This is a genomic window from Streptomyces sp. DSM 116793 (assembly GCF_057320905.1).
Window position 1 is genome coordinate 7,617,551 of sequence record NZ_CM170494.1, and the last position, 16,880, is coordinate 7,634,430.

13 protein-coding genes and 2 pseudogenes are annotated in these 16,880 nt (G+C 74.3%); 11 read left to right on the plus strand and 4 right to left on the minus strand.

Annotation, left to right across the window (positions count from 1 at the left end):
- The first annotated feature begins 1 nt into the window (after position 1).
- The 3 genes and pseudogenes from ACSMXW_RS29895 to ACSMXW_RS29905 all read left to right on the plus strand — a co-directional run.
- Positions 2-952: an NADP-dependent oxidoreductase gene (locus tag ACSMXW_RS29895; RefSeq protein ID WP_485800916.1), complete on the plus strand. Its 951-nt coding sequence runs from the start codon at positions 2-4 to the stop codon at positions 950-952.
- 389 nt (positions 953-1,341) lie between these two features.
- Positions 1,342-1,950: pseudogene (locus tag ACSMXW_RS29900) on the plus strand (glycoside hydrolase family 6 protein); the annotation flags it as partial.
- A gap of 276 nt (positions 1,951-2,226) precedes the next feature.
- A pseudogene (locus ACSMXW_RS29905) lies at positions 2,227-2,937 on the plus strand (glycoside hydrolase family 6 protein); the annotation flags it as partial.
- 190 nt (positions 2,938-3,127) lie between these two features.
- On the opposite strand, the gene ACSMXW_RS29910 reads toward ACSMXW_RS29905, so the two are convergent.
- The gene (locus ACSMXW_RS29910) at positions 3,128-3,622 is read right to left on the minus strand and encodes an SRPBCC family protein (RefSeq protein WP_485800917.1); all 495 of its coding nucleotides are present in this window, start codon (positions 3,620-3,622) and stop codon (positions 3,128-3,130) included.
- A gap of 248 nt (positions 3,623-3,870) precedes the next feature.
- Positions 3,871-4,671, minus strand: a complete 801-nt coding sequence (locus ACSMXW_RS29915; protein ID WP_485808407.1) for a polysaccharide deacetylase family protein — start codon at positions 4,669-4,671, stop codon at positions 3,871-3,873.
- Between the two features lie 347 nt (positions 4,672-5,018).
- Between ACSMXW_RS29915 and ACSMXW_RS29920 the strand changes: the two genes are divergently transcribed.
- Genes ACSMXW_RS29920 through ACSMXW_RS29935 form a run of 4 tightly spaced genes read left to right on the plus strand, consistent with a single transcriptional unit; the run spans position 5,019 to position 8,936 of the window.
- Positions 5,019-5,978 (plus strand): carbohydrate ABC transporter permease, encoded by a 960-nt coding sequence (locus tag ACSMXW_RS29920; protein ID WP_485800919.1) that lies wholly within the window; start codon positions 5,019-5,021, stop codon positions 5,976-5,978.
- Positions 5,975-6,862: a carbohydrate ABC transporter permease gene (locus ACSMXW_RS29925; protein WP_485800921.1), complete on the plus strand. Its 888-nt coding sequence runs from the start codon at positions 5,975-5,977 to the stop codon at positions 6,860-6,862. The genes ACSMXW_RS29920 and ACSMXW_RS29925 overlap by 4 nt, the downstream gene beginning before the upstream one ends.
- Complete coding sequence (locus ACSMXW_RS29930; protein WP_485800923.1) at positions 6,859-8,226, plus strand: ABC transporter substrate-binding protein; 1,368 nt, start codon at positions 6,859-6,861, stop codon at positions 8,224-8,226. Before ACSMXW_RS29925 ends, ACSMXW_RS29930 begins: the two co-directional genes overlap by 4 nt.
- Entirely contained in the window at positions 8,223-8,936 is a 714-nt protein-coding gene (locus ACSMXW_RS29935; protein ID WP_485800925.1) for a glycerophosphodiester phosphodiesterase, read from the plus strand. The genes ACSMXW_RS29930 and ACSMXW_RS29935 overlap by 4 nt, the downstream gene beginning before the upstream one ends.
- A gap of 314 nt (positions 8,937-9,250) precedes the next feature.
- On the opposite strand, the gene ACSMXW_RS29940 is transcribed toward ACSMXW_RS29935, so the two are convergent.
- Entirely contained in the window at positions 9,251-10,738 is a 1,488-nt protein-coding gene (locus ACSMXW_RS29940; protein WP_485800926.1) for an FGGY family carbohydrate kinase, read from the minus strand.
- Positions 10,735-11,787, minus strand: a complete 1,053-nt coding sequence (locus ACSMXW_RS29945; RefSeq protein ID WP_485800927.1) for a 2-hydroxyacid dehydrogenase — start codon at positions 11,785-11,787, stop codon at positions 10,735-10,737. The genes ACSMXW_RS29940 and ACSMXW_RS29945 overlap by 4 nt, the downstream gene beginning before the upstream one ends.
- 367 nt (positions 11,788-12,154) lie before the next feature.
- Between ACSMXW_RS29945 and ACSMXW_RS29950 the strand changes: the two genes are divergently transcribed.
- The 4 genes from ACSMXW_RS29950 to ACSMXW_RS29965 all read left to right on the plus strand — a co-directional run bounded on the left by ACSMXW_RS29950 (position 12,155) and on the right by ACSMXW_RS29965 (position 16,515).
- Positions 12,155-12,988 carry a histidine phosphatase family protein gene (locus ACSMXW_RS29950; protein ID WP_485800929.1) on the plus strand — a complete coding sequence of 278 codons (834 nt, stop codon included), beginning with the start codon at positions 12,155-12,157 and terminating at the stop codon, positions 12,986-12,988.
- Positions 12,985-13,779, plus strand: a complete 795-nt coding sequence (locus ACSMXW_RS29955) for a DeoR/GlpR family DNA-binding transcription regulator (protein WP_485800931.1) — start codon at positions 12,985-12,987, stop codon at positions 13,777-13,779. The genes ACSMXW_RS29950 and ACSMXW_RS29955 overlap by 4 nt, the downstream gene beginning before the upstream one ends.
- Positions 13,780-13,930: 151 nt before the next feature.
- Positions 13,931-15,526, plus strand: a complete 1,596-nt coding sequence (locus ACSMXW_RS29960; protein WP_485800933.1) for an FGGY-family carbohydrate kinase — start codon at positions 13,931-13,933, stop codon at positions 15,524-15,526.
- Between the two features lie 380 nt (positions 15,527-15,906).
- Positions 15,907-16,515: a hypothetical protein gene (locus ACSMXW_RS29965; protein WP_485800935.1), complete on the plus strand. Its 609-nt coding sequence runs from the start codon at positions 15,907-15,909 to the stop codon at positions 16,513-16,515.
- The last annotated feature ends 365 nt before the right edge of the window (positions 16,516-16,880 follow it).

Genomic DNA, 16,880 nt, shown 5'->3' on the forward strand with positions numbered 1-16,880 from the left:
CATGAGAGCTGTTCAGTTCTGCGAGTACGGCCGGCCCGGCGTGGTGCATGTGGCGGAGGTCGAGGCGCCGCACGCCGGACCGGGGGAGATCCGCATCGCCGTGCGGGCGTCGGGACTGTCGGCGGGGGAGACGTACCTCCGCTCCGGGACGCTGCGTGACGTGGTGCCCATGACGTTCCCGTACCGGACCGGGTTCGACGCCGCGGGCGTGGTGGACGAGGTCGGCAGCGGCGTCACGGGCGTCGGCATCGGTGACGAGGTGTTCGGCATGACCACCATGGCCGCGCGTGGCGCCAACGCCGATCACGCCGTCCTGGCCGCCTGGGCGCCCAAACCGGCCGAATGGAGCTGGGCGGAGGCCGGCGGCGCCGCGGGCAGCATCGAGACGTCCACCCGGGTCCTCGACCGGCTCGCGATCGGCGCCGGGCACACCGTGGTGGTGCAGGGCGCGGCCGGCGGTGTGGGCACGATCGCCGTCCAGCTGGCGGCTGCCCGCGGTGCCACCGTCATCGGTACGGCGAGCTTGCGCAACCACGACTTCCTGCGGTCCCTCGGCGCGGAGCCGACGACGTACGGGACGGGGCTGGTCGAACGCGTCGGTGCGCTGGCACCTGCGGGGGTGGACGGGGTGTTCGACTGCGCCGGAGGGGTGTTGCCCGACCTGATCGCCATCGCCGGGGACCCGGTCCGCGTGGTGACCATCGCCGATTTCACCGCGGCGGCCCACGGCGTGCACATGTCGCACTCGGCGGCGGGCGACGACACGGGCGCGGCCGTCGGAGCCCCGGCCGACCCGCTGGCGCTGCACGGCCTCGGGATCGCGGTGGCGCTCGCCGGACAGGGCCGGCTGCGGGTGCCGGTCGCAGCGGCGTTCCCGCTCGCCGAAGCGGCGGCCGCGCACGAACTGAGCGAAAGCCGGCATGCTCGCGGAAAGATCGTGCTGGTGCACTGACCGGGCACTGACCGGGCACTGCGGGCACTGTCCAGGCCCGTGCCCTGGGGCGCCCGCCTCTCCGGCCCGGGGCCCGGCCCCTCGCCTTGGTCGTCCCGGCGGCGGCTCCGGCGCGTGGGCCGGGTGTGGGTGGGGAGCGCGGGTCGGGTCGTGGTGGTCGCTCGCCGTTGCGGCGGGGTGGGGCGGGAACGACTGGGCTCGGTCTGCGGAATGGGGGCGGAGCCCCGTTCTCCCCGACACGACGGCGAGAAGTCCGACGGTGCGGGCCTGCGGTGCCGGACCGGCCCGGCCACGGGGCCCGCGCAGGTTTCCCGGCGCGCGCCTCGGGACGCGCGACGGCATGCTGGGCGCAGAACGCTTGGTGACCATGGAGTGACCGTATGGAACGGATGCCGGGCTGGACGGCGGTACTGACCGCGGGGGTCTCGGTCGCGGCGGCCGGTGCCCTGCTCACGGCGGGCACCGCGGCCGGGGCGGCACCTGCCGTGGGGCCGGGCACCGCACCCCGGACGGGTGCCACCGTCCGGGTGGGAACCTCCTTGCCGGCCCCGGAGCAGAAGGACGGCACCGTGGGGCGCGCGGACCCGGCGGTCACCCCCGGCCCCGGAGCCGTCCGCCCGGACCGGCTCTACGCACCCGAGCCCACCCCGGGCGCCGTACGGCAGGCCGAGGAGCTGACGCGGGCGGGGCGGCCCGCAGAAGCGGCGGGCGTGCTCGCCATGGCACGCGTCCCACGCGCGGTCTGGTTCAGCGGCGGCAGCCCCGCCGGGACCGAGCGCCGCGTCCGCGGCCTGGTGCGGGACGCGGCCCGTGCCCGCGCCGTGCCCGCCCTCGTCCTCTACGACGTGCCGGGCCGCGACTGCGCCCAGTACTCGGCGGGCGGCGCGGCCGACGGGACCGGGTACCGCGCCTGGATCGACGCGGTGGCCCGCGCCCTCGGCAGCGGCCCGGCCCTCGTGGTCCTCGAACCGGACTCACTCGCCCTGCTGCCCACCGACTGCGCCCGCAGCCACACCCCCGGGTCCCGCGGCGCGAAGGCCCGGGCCGTCCAGGCCCCGACCCTCCCGGCCCGCACCGCAGGCGCCCGAACCGGCGGCAGGGGAACCACCGGGCCCGCGCGAGCCCGCCATCCGAAGGCCCGCTCCTCGGACGCCCGCCCTGTGGGGGCCCGGTCCGCCGAGGCCCGCCCCGTGGACACCCGGTCTCCAGAAGCCCGACTCGCAGATCCCCGGTCCGCCGCAGTTCGTCCCGCGGAACCCCGGTCCGCCGAGGCCCGTACCGCCGCCCGCTACCGCGACCTGGCCTACGCCGTCGGCAGGCTCGCCCCGCACGGCGGCACCCGGGTCTACCTCGATGCCGGCCACCCCGCCTGGCAGAGCGTCAGGACCATCGTCCCGCGGCTGCTCAGGGCGGGCGTCGCCCGGGCCGCCGGCTTCTCCGTCAACGTCGCCAACTTCCAGCCCGACGAGGCCGACACCTGGTACGGCACACTGGTCTCGTCCTGCATCGGCCACGCCGTACGGGGCGGCGACCCGGCAGACTGCCCCGACCAGCGCACCCCGCGCGAGAGCGCCCGCGCCTGGCTGGCCGCCCACCTGCACACGCCCGCGGCCGCGCTGCCCCACTTCGTCACCGACACCAGCCGCAACGGCCGGGGGCCGTGGAACGCGCCCCGAGGCGGGGCACCGGCCTCGGAGGACTGGTGCAATCCGCCCGGCCGCGGCCTGGGCGCCCGGCCGACCCTGCACACGGGCGACCCTCTGCAGGACGCCCGGCTCTGGATCAAGGTTCCCGGCGAGTCGGACGGCGCCTGTCTGCGCGGCACCCGGGGACCCGCCGACCCCCGGCGCGGCAGGCCCGACCCGCCGGCGGGCGCGTGGTTCTCCGAGATGGCCCTGGAACTCGTCCGCGGAGCCGATCCCCCGGTGCTGCGGGGAGCACGGGACCACGGAGGGACGCTGCTGCGTGACGGCGTGACGGCGTGACGGCGTGACGGTGGAGCGGTGGAGCGGGTGGCCGCTGGGCCGGGTGGCCGCGTGACGGCGCGACGGTGGAGCGGGTGACCGCTGGACCGGGTGGCCGCGTGACGGCGTGACCCGGATGGCCGCTGGACCGCGTGACCGCGTACGGGCACCACCCACGCCCGCCGGTCCCGTGCCCGGCCCGGCGGCCCGTTCAGCCGCGCAGCAGCCGGTCCACCGCGCGTCCGAAGACCAGCCGGCACGCGGCCGCCAGCAGGGGGTCGAGGAGCCGGGGCAGCCCGCGTACCCGTGCCTCCTCGCGCCATACGACCCGGGCTCCGGTGGCGTCCGCCCGGACCTCGATCTCGGCCCAGCCAGTGATCACCCGGCCGCGTTTGTCCAGGCGGCAGAGTCCGGCGGCGTCGCCCACGGGCGGCCGCCACCGCGTCACCTCCATCGGGTCGTCGTACCCGAGCCGCCCCGCCCCCGTCCACCGCAGCACCGCCGCCCCCGCCCGGGTGCGCCCCGGCCGGGAGTGGGCGGGGCCCGTGCGCGCCACGAGGACGGTGCCCACGTGCGTCGGCGCGGGTGTGGTGACGGTGACCCGGGTCATCGGCACCGCGTCGCCGTGCCGTTCCCACCGGGTGACGCGCCGCCAGGCCTCGGCGGCGGGGTGCGGGGAGTCCCGGACCACACGGAAGAGCACCATCCGCTGATCGTAGGCGCGGGCGGCCCCGGCACGGGCGCAGCACGCGCCCGGACTCGGCCCCGGCCCGTCGTCCCGTAGGCGCCCCGTCTTCCCGCGCACGGTCTGCCGTCCCGCGCGCGGTCTGCCGTCCCAGGGACGGGCCGCCGTCCCGCCGACGGCCCTGCGGACGGTCCGCCGTCGCACCGACGCGCCGGCCTCCTGGACGGCCCTCCGCCCAGCCGGGCCCCGCCCCGCGGCCGGTCGCGCCCTCACGGCTTGTACACCGTCCCCGGCTCGGCCTTCCCGGGTGCCAGCAGCTGCGGCACCGTGACGAACACATAGCCGCGTTCCTTGAGGGCGTCGATGATGCCCGGTACCGCGGGGACCGTGCCCTGGTAGATGTCGTGCAGCAGGATGATGCCGTCACGGCCCGCCTGGTCCAGGACGCGTTTGCGTATCAGGTCGGAATCGGTGGTCAGGTAGTCCTTCGCGGTGACGCTCCACAGCACCTCGGCGAGGCCCAACTGGCGGCATATGTCGTTGACGGTCTTGTTGGTGCGGCCCTGGGGCGGACGCATCAGCGTGGGCTTGCGGCCGGTCAGCTTCGCTATGGCCGCGTTCGGGCGCGTCAGCTCCTCGCGCACCTCGTCGGGCCCGATCCGAGTGAGGATCCGGTGGTCCCAGGTGTGGCTGGCCACCTCGTGACCCTCGGCCGCCATCCGCTCGACCAGCTCCGGATAGCGCTCGATGTGCTTCTTGCCGAGCAGGAAGAACGTCGCGTGGACGTGCTTCTCCTTGAGCATGTCCAGCAGCCGGGGGCTGTTCGCGCTGGGGCCCGCGTCGAAGGTCAGCGCGATGCACTTGGCCCTGCGGCAGTCGACGGCGCCGAGCGGGGCCGGGTGGTGGGCGTCGGCGCGGGCGCGGGCGGTGCTGGGCGCGGTGGTGTCGTACTGCGTGCAGCCGGTGGTGGTCAGTGCCAGCGAGAGCACCGCGGCGAGCACCGCCCCGGCCCGGCCGGCACGGCCGGCACGGCCCGGCCGGGACCGGCGCCCCGCACCGCTCCGGGGCATGCCGCCCCGCCGGTGCCCGCCGTCCGTGCCGAGTGCGTTCTTGATCGAATCGAGCATGCCGCCGACTATACACATAAAGTATACGTCGAGTGTATAGTGAGAGATGACGGCCGACGGCAAGCGATCATCACATGGAATGTGTGAAGTCCTGGTGGTCCCGTCGATCTCCGTTGTTCTGCCAGCTCAGCGCCGAAATGGCGGGTGGTGTGCGCGACGTGGCGGCCCGGTGGGCTGCCAAGTCGTAACACGACACGGTGTTCTCTTCTCGTTCACCTTGTTGGTATTCCTAGAGCGGGACTGCGCCCAGCCCGGGGCGCCGTACGGTTCACCGGAAGGACACCGCTGTCTTGACCACCGACGTGCAGCAGGACGGCACCGCCGCCCCGCCGGGCTCCGGGGCCACCGGTGAGGCAGGACGCCGGCTCCGCGCCCGGCGACGGCGGCGCGACTGTCTCCTCTTCGTCGCCTTCGCCGCCCCGAACTTCTTCTTCCTGCTGGTCTTCGCCTACTGGCCGGTCGTCTACAACGCGTATCTCAGCTTCACCGACTGGGACATGGTCTCCTCGTCCTGGCACATGATCGGCCTGGACAACTACGCGTCCCTCTTCACCGACCCGGACTTCCTCGGCAGCCTGTGGACGACCGTGCTGTTCGTCGTCGGCGTGGTCGCGGGCGGCCTGGTGCTCGGCCTCGCCACCGCCCTGCTGCTCAACCAGCGGCTGCGCGGCCGGAACGTCGTCCGGACGCTGACCTTCGCCCCGTACGTGCTCTCCGGGGCCGCCGTCGGCACCCTGTGGCTCTTCGTATTCGACCCCAACTACGGCCTGATACGCCCGCTGCTGGCCCCGCTCGGCACGGCCGCGCCGGCGATGATGACCGACTCCAAGTGGGCGCTGTTCGGCCTGGTGCTTGTCTATCTCTGGAAGAACACCGGCTTCGTCGCCGTGGTCTACCTCGCCGGCCTGCAGGGCCTGCCCAGGGACGTCTTCGAGGCCGCCGCCCTGGACGGCGCCGGCGCCTGGACGCGGCTGCGGAGGATCATCCTTCCGCTGCTCTCGCCGGTCACCTTCTTCCTCCTGGTCACCTGCACCATCAGCACCTTCCAGGCGTTCGACGTGATCGCCATGATGACCCAGGGCGGCCCCGGCACCTCCACCTCGATCCTGAGCTGGTTCATCTACGACCAGGGCTTCCGCACCTTCGACGCCGGACGGGCCTCCGCCGCCGCCCTCATCATGTTCGTGGTCCTGCTGCTGATCACCGGCTTCCAGGCGCGCTTCCTCGAGCGAAAGGTGCACTACCAGTGACCGCCGTCGACTCCCTGCCGGACGTCCGCCCGGCCGGCGTGGCCGCCCCGGGCAGCCGCGCCGGTGCCCGCCGCGCCCGGCGCTTCGGGCTCTACGCACTGCTGGTGCTGGTCGCCCTCATCGCCGGCGGCCCGCTGTACTGGCTGATCTCCTCCGCGCTCAAGACCAACCCGCAGATCTACGGCTACCCGCCGCACTGGATACCCACCGACCTGCGCTGGTCCAACTTCTCCGACGCCTGGCACGCCGCCGCCTTCGGCCGGTACTTCGTCAACACCCTCGTGGTGTCGGTGGTCGGCACCGCCATCGAGCTGGTGGCCGCGCTGCTGTGCGCGTACGCCTTCGTGTTCCTGCCGTTCCCCGGCAAGAAGGTGCTCTTCCTCTTCCTGCTCGGGGCGATGATGGTGCCGGGCCATGTCACCCTGCTGCCGAACTTCCTGACCGTCGCCCAGCTCGGCTGGGTCAACTCCTACCCGGGCCTGATCGCCCCCGGCCTCGGCTCGGTCTTCGGCACCTTCCTGCTGCGCCAGCACATGCTGACGCTGCCGAGGGAGATCACCGACGCGGCGAAGATCGACGGTGCGGGCCATCTGCGCACCCTGTTCCGGGTGGTGCTGCCGATGTCGCGCCCGATGGTCATCACCGTCGCCCTCGTCGTCATGGTCGGCAAGTGGAACGACTTCATCTGGCCGCTGATCATCACCAGCAGCGACAACATGCGCACCCTCCCCATCGGGCTGCTCTTCCTGAAGAACACCGAGACCTACTCCAACTGGGGAGCCATCCTGGCCGGCGCCGTGATGGTGATCGTGCCGGTCCTCGTCGTCTTCTTCCTCGCCCAGCGGTACATCATCGCCGGGCTGACCCAGGGAGCCGGAAAATGACGCGACCCTCGCCGGCCGGGCCCGCCGGCTCCGTGCTCGGCAGGCGCCGCCTGCTCGGCGCGGGCGTGGGTGCCGGCCTCGCGGCGGCCCTGAGCGCCTGCGGCCAGACCACCGGCGCCGTCTCCCAGCCCGGCGGCTCACTGCCCGGGAAGTACCGCGGCCGCACCAAGGTGGTGCTCTGGTCCACCTTCGCCGACCCGGTGGGTCCGGCCCTGCAGAAGCTCGTCGACGCCTTCAACGGCGAGCAGCGCGACGTCTACGTGGAGGTGCAGTTCCAGGGCACCTACGACGAGTGCGCCCAGAAGGCCGTCATCAGCCTGCTCGGCGCCCAGGCGCCCGACCTGTGCGTGCTCTCCGACGTCAAGTGGTACAAGTTCTACTTCGGCGACGCACTGGAGCCCTGGGACTCCTACTTCAAGCCCGGCGAGCTGGACGCCACCTACAACGCCAAGCTGCTCAGCGAGGGCCGGATCAGGGGCCGCACCTGGTGGCTGCCGCTGGCCCGCTCCACGCCGCTCTTCTACTACAACAAGACCATGTTCAAGAAGGCCGGGGTGCCGGTGCGCGCCCCGGAGAGCTACGACGAGCTCTACGACTGGTCGCACCGCATCACCAAGCTGACCACCGGCGGCAAACGGGTCGCCCTGGAGGCGTACCAGAAGGTCGACGGCGACTGGCAGTTCCAGTGCAGCGCCTGGCAGTGGGGCGGGGCCTACTCCAGGGGCCTGGACGTCACCATCGACGAGGGCGGCGCCGTCCAGGCGGGGGAGTGGCAGCGCAAACTGATCTTCAAGGACGGGATCGCCTACATGGCGACCGAGCCCACCGCCGACATGGGCAACCAGCTCATCGCCACCCTCGTCACCTCCACCGGCGGCCTGAAGAAGATCAACGAGATGGCGAAGGCGAACGGCTGGCAGCTCGGCACCGGCTTCCTGCCCAGGGAGAAGAAGTTCGCCGTCAACACGGGCGGCGGCGGCCTCGGCATGTTCAGGCGGGTACCCCGGGAACGCAAGGAGGCCGCGGCCGAGTTCGTGCGGTTCCTCGCCCGCCCGGAGAACGCCGCCCAGTGGACCGTGGAGACCGGCTACCTGCCCGTGGTGCCCGCCGCGGTCGATGAGACGCCGCTCGTCAGGCTGATGAAGGCCGACCCCAACTTCACCACCGCCGTGCGGCAGCTCGAACTGACCCGCAAGTGCGATCAGGTACGCATGATGATCCCGAACGCGAATGTGCGTATCTATACCGCCCTGCAGCGCATATGGTCGGCGAACACCCCCGCGCAGCAGGCCTTCTCGGAGGTCGCCGACCAGCTGCGCAAGGGGGTAGACCGCTACGGCACCATGATCGAGGAGCATTTGTGAACCACCCCGTGACGCGTCCCCTGGTGTACGCGCACCGCGGAGCCAGGGCCGACGAGCCGGAGAACACGCTGCGTTCCTACCGGCGGGCCCTGGCCCTCGGCGCCGACGGCATCGAGCTGGACGTACGCGTCAGCGCCGACGGCCACCTCGTGGTGATCCACGACAGGACCGTCGACCGCACGACCGACGGCAGCGGCGCCATCGCCGACCTCACCCTCGCGCAGATCAAGGAGCTGGACGCCGGCCAGGGGGAGCGGATCCCGACCTTCGACGAGGCGATGGAGGTCTGCGGCGACCTCGTGCAGATCGAGATCAAGGCGCTGGAGGCGGTCCAGGCGCTCGCCGACCGGGAGCGGCACACCCCGCTGCCCGGCCAGGTGGTGCTGACCTCCTTCAACAAGGCCGCGGTGGAGGAGGCCGCCCGGCTGCTGCCGCACGTCCCGCGCGGTCTGATCACCCACCAGCCGGGCGACGAGATGCTGCGCTCGGCGCTCGACCTCAAGGCCACCTGGGTCTGCCCCGAGCTGAAGCCGGAGCTCACCCGTGAGCTGGTGGCCCGTTGCCACGAGGTGGGCGTCCAGGTCGACGCCTGGCCCGCCGCGAACCGCGCCAACGTCCAGCTCTTCGCCGCCATCGGGGCGGACGCGGTCACCACGGACCACCCGGGCCGGATGGCGGAGTGGCTCGCGGCGGAGGAACCGGGGGACTGAGCGGGCTCCGGCCACTTTCACGGGGGGTGGCCGGAGCTTCCCGGGTGCGCCGCCGCCCCGCCGGCCTCCCCACTGCCTCAACGGCGCGGGAGGTGCCCCGCTCGGCGGGGAGGTGCCCCACTCGGCGTGCCGGCCGGAAGTCCTCGTATGACATCGGCGTCGGCTGCCGGCGGCCTCGGTGCCGGCTGAGGTCCGTCGTCCACCTGCCCGCCACCGGCAGCCCCGGCGGAATGCCAAGCGCAGGGCGGGCGCCAGCAGGCCTCACCAGGACCCGGCGGCACGGACGCGAGCTGGTCCGACGCGTCGGGCAGGCCCTAGCCGCCCCACTGCGTACGTGCCGCCGACAGCGCCGCGCGGTACGCCGCGTATCCGGTCTCGTAGACGCTCCGCGTCTCCTCACGCGGGTGGACGACGCGGAAGCGGGCGGCGTCGTCCGGCCGGACCGCCGGCGGGTCGCCGAGGGCACGGCGGGCGATCATGACCGCGCCGAGCGCGCCGACCTCCGCCTCGTGCGGGACGCGCACCGGCCTGCCCAGTACATCGGCGAAGAGCTGCGCCCAGGTACCGGACCGCACCCCGCCGCCGCAGGCGGCGAGCGTGCCGGAGAGGCCCGCGGCCTCCAGGCAGTGCCGCGCGGCGTATGCGATGCCCTCGCAGACCGCGCGCACCGCGTCCGCGCGGGTGTGCGCGAGCGTCAGCCCGTCCAGGCGGCCCCGGGCGGCCGGTTCGACGAAGGGTGCGCGCTCGCCCGCGTCGGAGAGGAACGGCAGCACGGTGACCCCGTGGGCACCGGGCGGGCTGGCCGCGAGGAGCGCGTCCAGGTCGTCGGTGCCGGCGCCGGTCAGCCCCAGCGCCCACTCAAGGGCCGCGGTCCCGACCATCGCCGGCATCGCGCGCAGCCACCGGCCCTCCTCGGGCAGGCACAGCCACATGCCCGCGGGCTCCGCGGCCGGGTCGATCTCCGCCCGGTCGGTGAGCACCTGGCAGGCGAGGGTGGTGCCGACGATCAGCAGCCCGTCGCCCACCTCCCGCACCCCGCTGCCGATGGCGCACGCCGGCAGGTCGTAGGGGCCCGCGGTGACCGGCAGGCCCGCCGGCAGGCCGAGCAGCTCCGCGCCCGCCGCGTCCAGGGCGAGCACGGTGCCCGGCGGAGCGGGCGGGCGCAGCAGCCGGGCCTGGTCCGCGAGCCCGCAGGCCGCCAGCGCCTCGGCCGCGTAGCCGCGGCGCACCGGGTCGAGGAACGGCAGCGTGGCGTCGGAGGCGTCCACGCAGACCTGCCCGGTCAGCCGCTCGGCGACGGTGTCGACGCAGTACCCGGCGGTGGCCGCGCGGTCGAGGACCTCCGGCTCGTGCCGCTGCAGCCAGGCCAGCAGCGGCGCGTGGCAGCCCGGGAACATCCCGGAGCCGGTGTGCGCGTACACCCGCTGGATCGTGCCGTCGGCGAGCCAGCCGGTGACGATGCCGGCGGCCCTGCCGTCCATCCAGGACATCGCCGGCCGCACCGGACGCCCGTGCGCGTCCCGCAGCCACAGCCCGTCGCCCTGTCCGGTGAGCGCCAGCGCCGCGGGCGGCACCGGCAGCCGGGCCACGGTCTCGCGGACCACCTCGGCGACCGTGCGCAGTACGTCCTCCGGGTCCTGCTCGACCCGCCCGCCGGGCCCCCGGTCCAGCCGGCTGGCGCGGGACGCGGCGGCGAGCGGCGCGTCGTCGGGGCCGTAGGCCACGGCCTTGGTGACGGAGGTGCCGATGTCCACCCCGATGTACGGGGCGCCGGAGCGGTCGGTCCCAGCACGGGAGGTCATGGCCTCGGGCCCCCTGACACCTCGGGGTTGGCGGGGTGCGCCAGCTTCTCGCCGCGCAGGAAACGGCCCACCTCGCCGGCCGTGATGGCGGCCGCGCGGTGTGCCGTCTGCCGGGTGGCGCCCGCGAGGTGCGGTGCGGTGACGACGTTCGGCGCGTCGTGCAGCGGCCAGTCGGCGGGCGGCGGCTCGACGTCGTACACGTCCAGTGCGAGCGCCCGCAGCCTGCCGGACCTCAGCAGGTCCGGCAGCGGGGCGTGGTCGAGCAGGTCACCGCGGGCCGAGTTCACCAGCACCGCGCCCTCGGGCAGCAGTGCGAGCCGCTCCGCGTCGATGAGGTGGTGCGTCTCGGGGGTGAGCCGGGCGTGCAGGCTGACCACGCTGCTGCGCCGCATCAGCTCGTCCAGCTCCACGGGCTCCACGCCGTCCGCGCGCACCGCCTCCGGGTCCGCGTACGGGTCGGCGGCCAGCACATGCGCCCCGAAGGCGCGCAGCACCCTGGCGACGATCCGGCCGATCGCGCCGTAGCCGACGAGCCCGACGGTGGCGCCGTCCAACTCGCCGCCGCTCTCGTCGTAGGCGTAGAAATCGCCGCGCCAGCGGCCCTGCTTCAGCTCCGCGTCCGCGGTGGGGATGCGGCGCATCGCGGCCAGCATCAGGCCGACGGCGAACTCGGCGGCGGCCGGGGCGTTGCGGCCGGGGGCGAAGCTGACGGCCACGCCGTGCCGGGTGGCCGCCGCCAGGTCCACGTTGACGGGCCCGCCGCGGCAGACCGCGACCATCCGCAGCGCCGGCCGGGCCTCGAAGACCCGGGCGGTGAACGGCGCCATCTGGGTGACGCACACCTCGGCGTCGCCCAGCGCGTCGATGAGCCGCTCCTCGGTGCCGCTGGCCTCCTTCACCCCGCCCACCGGGCCGAACGGCTCGTGCGGCCACGGCAGCACCAGGTCCGTGACGTCCACCCGCATCCCGGCCGCGGAGAGTTCTTCGTCGAGCGCCGCGCGGATCAGGTGCGGGCGGACGAAGTGGTCGCCGGCGGCGAGAATACGCATGGAGGGTGCCCTTCGTACGGGTCAGGAGGCGTGTGCGGCAGGATCGGCTGGAGCGGTCGGGACGGCTGGAATGCTGGGTGAACGGCGGGAGCGGCCGGCACGGTGAAGACAGCCGCAACAGCCGCAACGAGCGCAACAGCCGCAACGGGCGCATACAACTGCATGCGACCGCACCGGCTGGGACGGCGGAACGGCAGAAGGGCTGCACATCTGTCCATCACCGTCCTTGATAGATTTAACAGCCACTACGTGAAGAATCAATGGACCGATACCGGCCGCTGGAGACCTCCCCGCCGGGGCGGCCCCGCACACGGGCGGCCCCCCGTACCGGCCCGGACGGCCCGGAGAGCCCCGAGGAGGCCCCCAGATGCCCACGACGCCGGCCGAGCCCGCCCGACTGCTGCTGGTGCGGCACGGCGAGACCGTGTGGCACGCGGAGAACCGCTACGCCGGCGTCTCGGACGTCGCCCTGACGGAGCGCGGGCAGCGCCAGGCGGCCCGGCTGGGCGAGTGGGCGGTGCGGCGCGGCGCCGGCGCCGTGGCCTGCTCCCCGCTCGCGCGCACCCGGGCGACCGCGCAGCCCGCCGCCGACCTGCTGGGGGTGGTGCCCGAGGCGGTCCCGGAGCTGCGCGAGGTGGACTTCGGCTGGGGCGAGGGCCGCACCATCGCGGAGATGGCCGCCGAGGACGCCGAGGCGGTGCGCCGTTTCCGCGCGGACGCCGAGACCGGCGCGTTCCCCGGCTCGGAGCCGCCGTCGGCCGCGGCGGCGCGCGCCACGGCCGCGCTGCGCGCGCTGGCCGCCCGGCACCCCGGCGGCACCGTCCTGGTGGTGGCGCACAACACCCTGCTGCGGATCGCCCTGTGCAGCATGCTCGGCATCCCGGTGGGCCGCTACCGCCTGGTGCTGCCCCGGCTGGACAACGCCGCGGTCACGGAGATCGAGGTGGCCGGCGAGCACACCGCCCTCCGCTCCCTCAACGTGCCGACCGGCCGGGACCCCGGCGGCAGCAAGGCTCCCGGCGCCGGCCGGGCACCGTCCACCGGAGCCGCCCGCGAGGCACCGTCCACCGGAGCCGCCCGCGACGCACCGTCCACCGCGGCCGCCCGTGAGAAGGGGCGCACCGGTGCCGCCCCCGGGGCACCGCTCAGCGAGGCCGCCCGCGAGACGCCGCCCCCGCATGAGACAGACTTGAGCGCATGACGACCGGTACGACGAGCGGCTCGGCCCGCCCGCAGGACGCCCGCAGGCAGCTCATCACCGAGCACGTGCTGGCGCAGGGCACCTCGACGGTCGCGGAACTCTCGGAGCTGACCGGTGTCAGCGTGATGACGGTCCACCGCGACCTGGACGAGCTGGCCAGGCGCGGGGTGCTGCGGCGGTTCCGCGGCGGCGTGTCCGCCCTGCCGTCCACCGTCTTCGAGAGCAACCTGGACTACCGGCTCGGGGTGAACGTCGCCGAGAAGGAGGCCATCGCCCGGGCCGCCGCCGAACTCGTCGAGCCGGGCATGTCGGTGATGATCGACGACTCCACCACCGCGCTGGCGCTGGCCAGGCTGCTGGTCGAGCAGACCCCGCTGACCGTGGTGACCAACGCCCGCAGGGTGGTGGACGTCTTCGCGGGCCGTGACGGCATCCGGCTGATCGCGCTCGGCGGCGAGTACTCCCACACCCACGACTCCTTCCTCGGGGTGCCGTGCGTGGAGGCCGTCGACGCCCTCTCGGTGGACATGGTGCTGGTCTCCACCTCCGCCATGGACGCCCGCATGACATACCACCAGGAGCAGGACGTGGTCCTCGTCAAGCGGGCCATGCTCGCCTCCGGTACCCGGAAGGTGCTGCTCATGGACCGTACGAAGCTGGCCAGGACCGCGCTCCACCGCCTGGCGCCGGTCGGGGACTTCGACCACCTCGTGGTGGACGCGGGCATCGGCGGCGAGCTGCTGGCCGAGTTGCGGGAGCGCACCGACGTGCGCGTGGCGGACCCCGCCTGACCCGGCCTGACCCCGCCTGACTCCGTGGGGCCCGTGGCGCCGGCGGGCGGCGGTGCGGGACGTCCCGCGGCCGGCGCGGCCCGTCCGACGCTCTCCGGCTCCACCTGACTCCGTCTGAAAACTCTCATCGATCCGTGTTAATTTCACAACCATGGTGTTCCGTACCGGTGGTGGTGAGGGCGGCCGGCGCCGTCCGGTGCCCGTCGTGGCAGGGGTGGACGTGGCCACCGCCGCGGTGCGCGTGGTGTGCGCCGATGCCCACGGGAGAGTGCTGGCCGAGGGCGGTGCCCGGCTGCCGGAGCCGGCGCGCGCTCCGGGCGGGCGCAGCGAGCAGGACGCGCGCAGCTGGTGGCCCGCGACCGCGGCGGCGCTGCGGCAGGCCACCGCGGCGCTCCCGGGGCACGGCCGCGAGGTGGTGGCCCTCGCCGTGTCCGCCACCTCCGGCACGCTGGTCCCCGCCGACGCCGACGGCATACCGCTCGGTCCCGCGCTGATGTACGACGACCGGCGCGCCGCGGATGTCAACGCCCTCGCCCAGGAGCTGGGCGCGGCACGCTGGCGCTCGCTCGGCCTCACCGTCGGTCCCACGGCCGCCCTCGGCCGGCTGGTCTGGTGCGTGCGGAACCACTCGGACACCCGCCATGTCCTGCACACCCCCGAAGTCCTCGGCCACCGCCTCACGGGCGGCCCGGTGGCGGCCGACTGGAGCCACACCCTGAAGACGGGGTACGACCCGCTCGCCGGCGAGTGGGCCTCGGAGGTGTTCGACGCGCTCGGCGTGCCGGCTCGCCTGCTGCCCCGGGTCCAGCCGCCCGGCACGCAGGTGGGCACCGTGAGCCCGCTGGCGGCGGCGGAGACCGGCCTGCCCGCGGGCTGCCGCGTCCGCCTCGGCATGACGGACGGCTGCGCGGGACAGCTCGCCACCGGGGCGGTGGCACCCGGCGAGTTCGTGGGCGTGCTCGGCACCACCTACGTCCTCAAGGGGGTCGCCAGGGACCTGCTGACCGACCCCGCCGGCGCGCTCTACAGCCACCGGCACCCGGACGGCTGGTGGCTGCCGGGCGGCGCGTCGAACACCGGCGGCGAGGCGATCACCGTGGCCGAGGCGCAGGAGCCCGAGCCGTCCCCCGCCGCCGCGTCCACCGCGGCCACCCCCTCCGCCGCGTCCACCCCCCCTGCCGCGTCCGCCGCGTCCGCCGCGTCCGCCGCGTCCGCCGCGGGCGGCGGGCGGTTGGCCGCGCTGGACGCGGCGGCGGACGCCCGCGGCCCCGCGTCGCACGTCTGCTATCCGCTGCGGCGCGAGGGCGAGCGCTTCCCGTTCGTGGCCGGAGCGGCCCGCGGATTCCGCACCGGTACGCCCGAGGACGACGCCGACCGGCACCGTGCCGTCCTGGAGGGGGTGGCCTTCGTCGAACGCCTCGCCCTGGAGCGGGTGCGGGAGCTGGGCGCCGAGGTGACGGGACCGCTGCACGCCGCCGGCGGCGGCAGCCGCAGCCCGCTGTGGAACCGCATCCGCGCCACCGTCCTGGACCGTCCCCTGCGCGTCGTGGAGCGCGCGGAGACGGCGTTCGGCGCCGCGCTGCTCGCCGCCGCCGGCACCCTGCACCCCGACCTCACCACTGCCGCCCGGGAGATGACCGGCCGGGGCCACCTGGTCGAGCCGCTCCCCGCGGAGCGGGCCGCGCTCGACGACTCCTACGGCCGCTTCCGCGAGGAGCTGACGGCCCGCGGCTGGCTCCCGCGGTGAACGGCTGAGCCGCGACCGCCGCTTCGGCGGGCCGGCGGCTGCCTGCCGCGGAGGTGGGCCGGCGGGTGCCTGCCGCTCAAACGGCCGACGGACGACTGCACACCCGCACGCCCGCACCCCGCCCCGCGTCCCGGCCCGCCGCTTCTTCGTGCTCCGGCTTCGAACGGTGTCCCGCACTTGATCGCCGGTAGAGGATTCGCCGGACGTGGACACGGCCTTCGGCTGTTTCCGTGCTCCGACCAAGGGAAAGCATCACAACGGCTGGCAACAGGTACACCGTCATGCTCCAGCGAGCGAAGGGGCATGGATTTGGCTACTACGTCTACACGGCCTTCCCGTCGTAGCGGGGGTCAGGGATGACAGCACGGTGCAGTGAGTTCATGTTCGGCCTCCCCTGGTTGATGAGCCACTTCCACCAGGATTGGCCGCTGGAGTTCGCGACGCCGGTCGGGGTGGTGACGTACCAACTCTGGGAGGAACTCGACCCCGAGACCGTTCTTCTCCTGCGCCGCGATGCCCAGCGGCTCGCTGACGGTCTCACCGCGGATCAGATCGGTACGATCTGGCGGGCGGGTACGGGCAGCGGCCCGGCCTTCTTCCGCGCGCCCCGGGCCGAGGACGGCGCCGCGTGGATGCGGCAGATCGTCGGGCTGTGCGACGACTGGCTGTCACGCAGGTCCTCCGCGGCGGAGCTGTCGCCGGCGGACACGTACGACGGGTGGGAACTGGCCGATCGTGTGCGGACGGTGGTGGGGGTGTCGCGGGTGTACCTCTCCCCGATGGTGGGAGACGCCCTGGAGGAGGCGGTCGGCTCGTGCACACCCGACCTCGCCTTCCGGCTCCTGCTGTGCGCGTTGCCGAGCGCGTCACGGTCACCGCACTACTTCACGATCACCAGCGAGCAGTACGCCCTGCTGGCGGAGCTGGCGACGGCGTTCGACCACGGTGAATACGCCCTGAGCGACGTGAAGACCCTGACCGACGAATGACGGGAACCTTCCGGCACGCAGGGCCGGTGTGGTGCGGGCGGCTCCAGTCGCCTCCACCACACCGGCCCTACCGCTTCAGGGCGGAGTGGCTTTCCCCTGCGACCGCGCACGGAAGGACGCCCCGGACCGCTGTGGAGCCGCTGGACGCCAACGCCGTCCGCGCCGCCGCGTTCCCCCGCCTGTTGGAACAGATCACCGCCACCGGTCGGCGGCCCGGACGTTACGGATGTGCCCCCTCGGGTCGGTGGCGATGCGACGGTCTCGTCGTGGTTGGTCGCGCGGTTCCCCTGGGCCCCGAAGGGGTGCCGTCGGTGTCCGGCCCGCCCCCACGGTGTCCCCAAGGGCCCGCGGAACTGCGCGACCAA

What these genes read in the sequence shown, in the direction of transcription:
- ACSMXW_RS29950 (WP_485800929.1), top strand. Translation starts at nt 12,155, where the DNA reads ATGCCCACGACGCCGGCCGAGCCCGCCCGACTGCTGCTGGTGCGGCAC.
- ACSMXW_RS29910 (WP_485800917.1), bottom strand. Translation starts at nt 3,622, where the DNA reads ATGGTGCTCTTCCGTGTGGTCCGGGACTCCCCGCACCCCGCCGCCGAG.
- ACSMXW_RS29955 (WP_485800931.1), top strand. Translation starts at nt 12,985, where the DNA reads ATGACGACCGGTACGACGAGCGGCTCGGCCCGCCCGCAGGACGCCCGC.
- ACSMXW_RS29915 (WP_485808407.1), bottom strand. Translation starts at nt 4,671, where the DNA reads ATGCCCCGGAGCGGTGCGGGGCGCCGGTCCCGGCCGGGCCGTGCCGGC.
- ACSMXW_RS29965 (WP_485800935.1), top strand. Translation starts at nt 15,907, where the DNA reads ATGTTCGGCCTCCCCTGGTTGATGAGCCACTTCCACCAGGATTGGCCG.
- ACSMXW_RS29940 (WP_485800926.1), bottom strand. Translation starts at nt 10,738, where the DNA reads ATGACCTCCCGTGCTGGGACCGACCGCTCCGGCGCCCCGTACATCGGG.
- ACSMXW_RS29960 (WP_485800933.1), top strand. Translation starts at nt 13,931, where the DNA reads ATGGTGTTCCGTACCGGTGGTGGTGAGGGCGGCCGGCGCCGTCCGGTG.
- ACSMXW_RS29930 (WP_485800923.1), top strand. Translation starts at nt 6,859, where the DNA reads ATGACGCGACCCTCGCCGGCCGGGCCCGCCGGCTCCGTGCTCGGCAGG.
- ACSMXW_RS29945 (WP_485800927.1), bottom strand. Translation starts at nt 11,787, where the DNA reads ATGCGTATTCTCGCCGCCGGCGACCACTTCGTCCGCCCGCACCTGATC.
- ACSMXW_RS29895 (WP_485800916.1), top strand. Translation starts at nt 2, where the DNA reads ATGAGAGCTGTTCAGTTCTGCGAGTACGGCCGGCCCGGCGTGGTGCAT.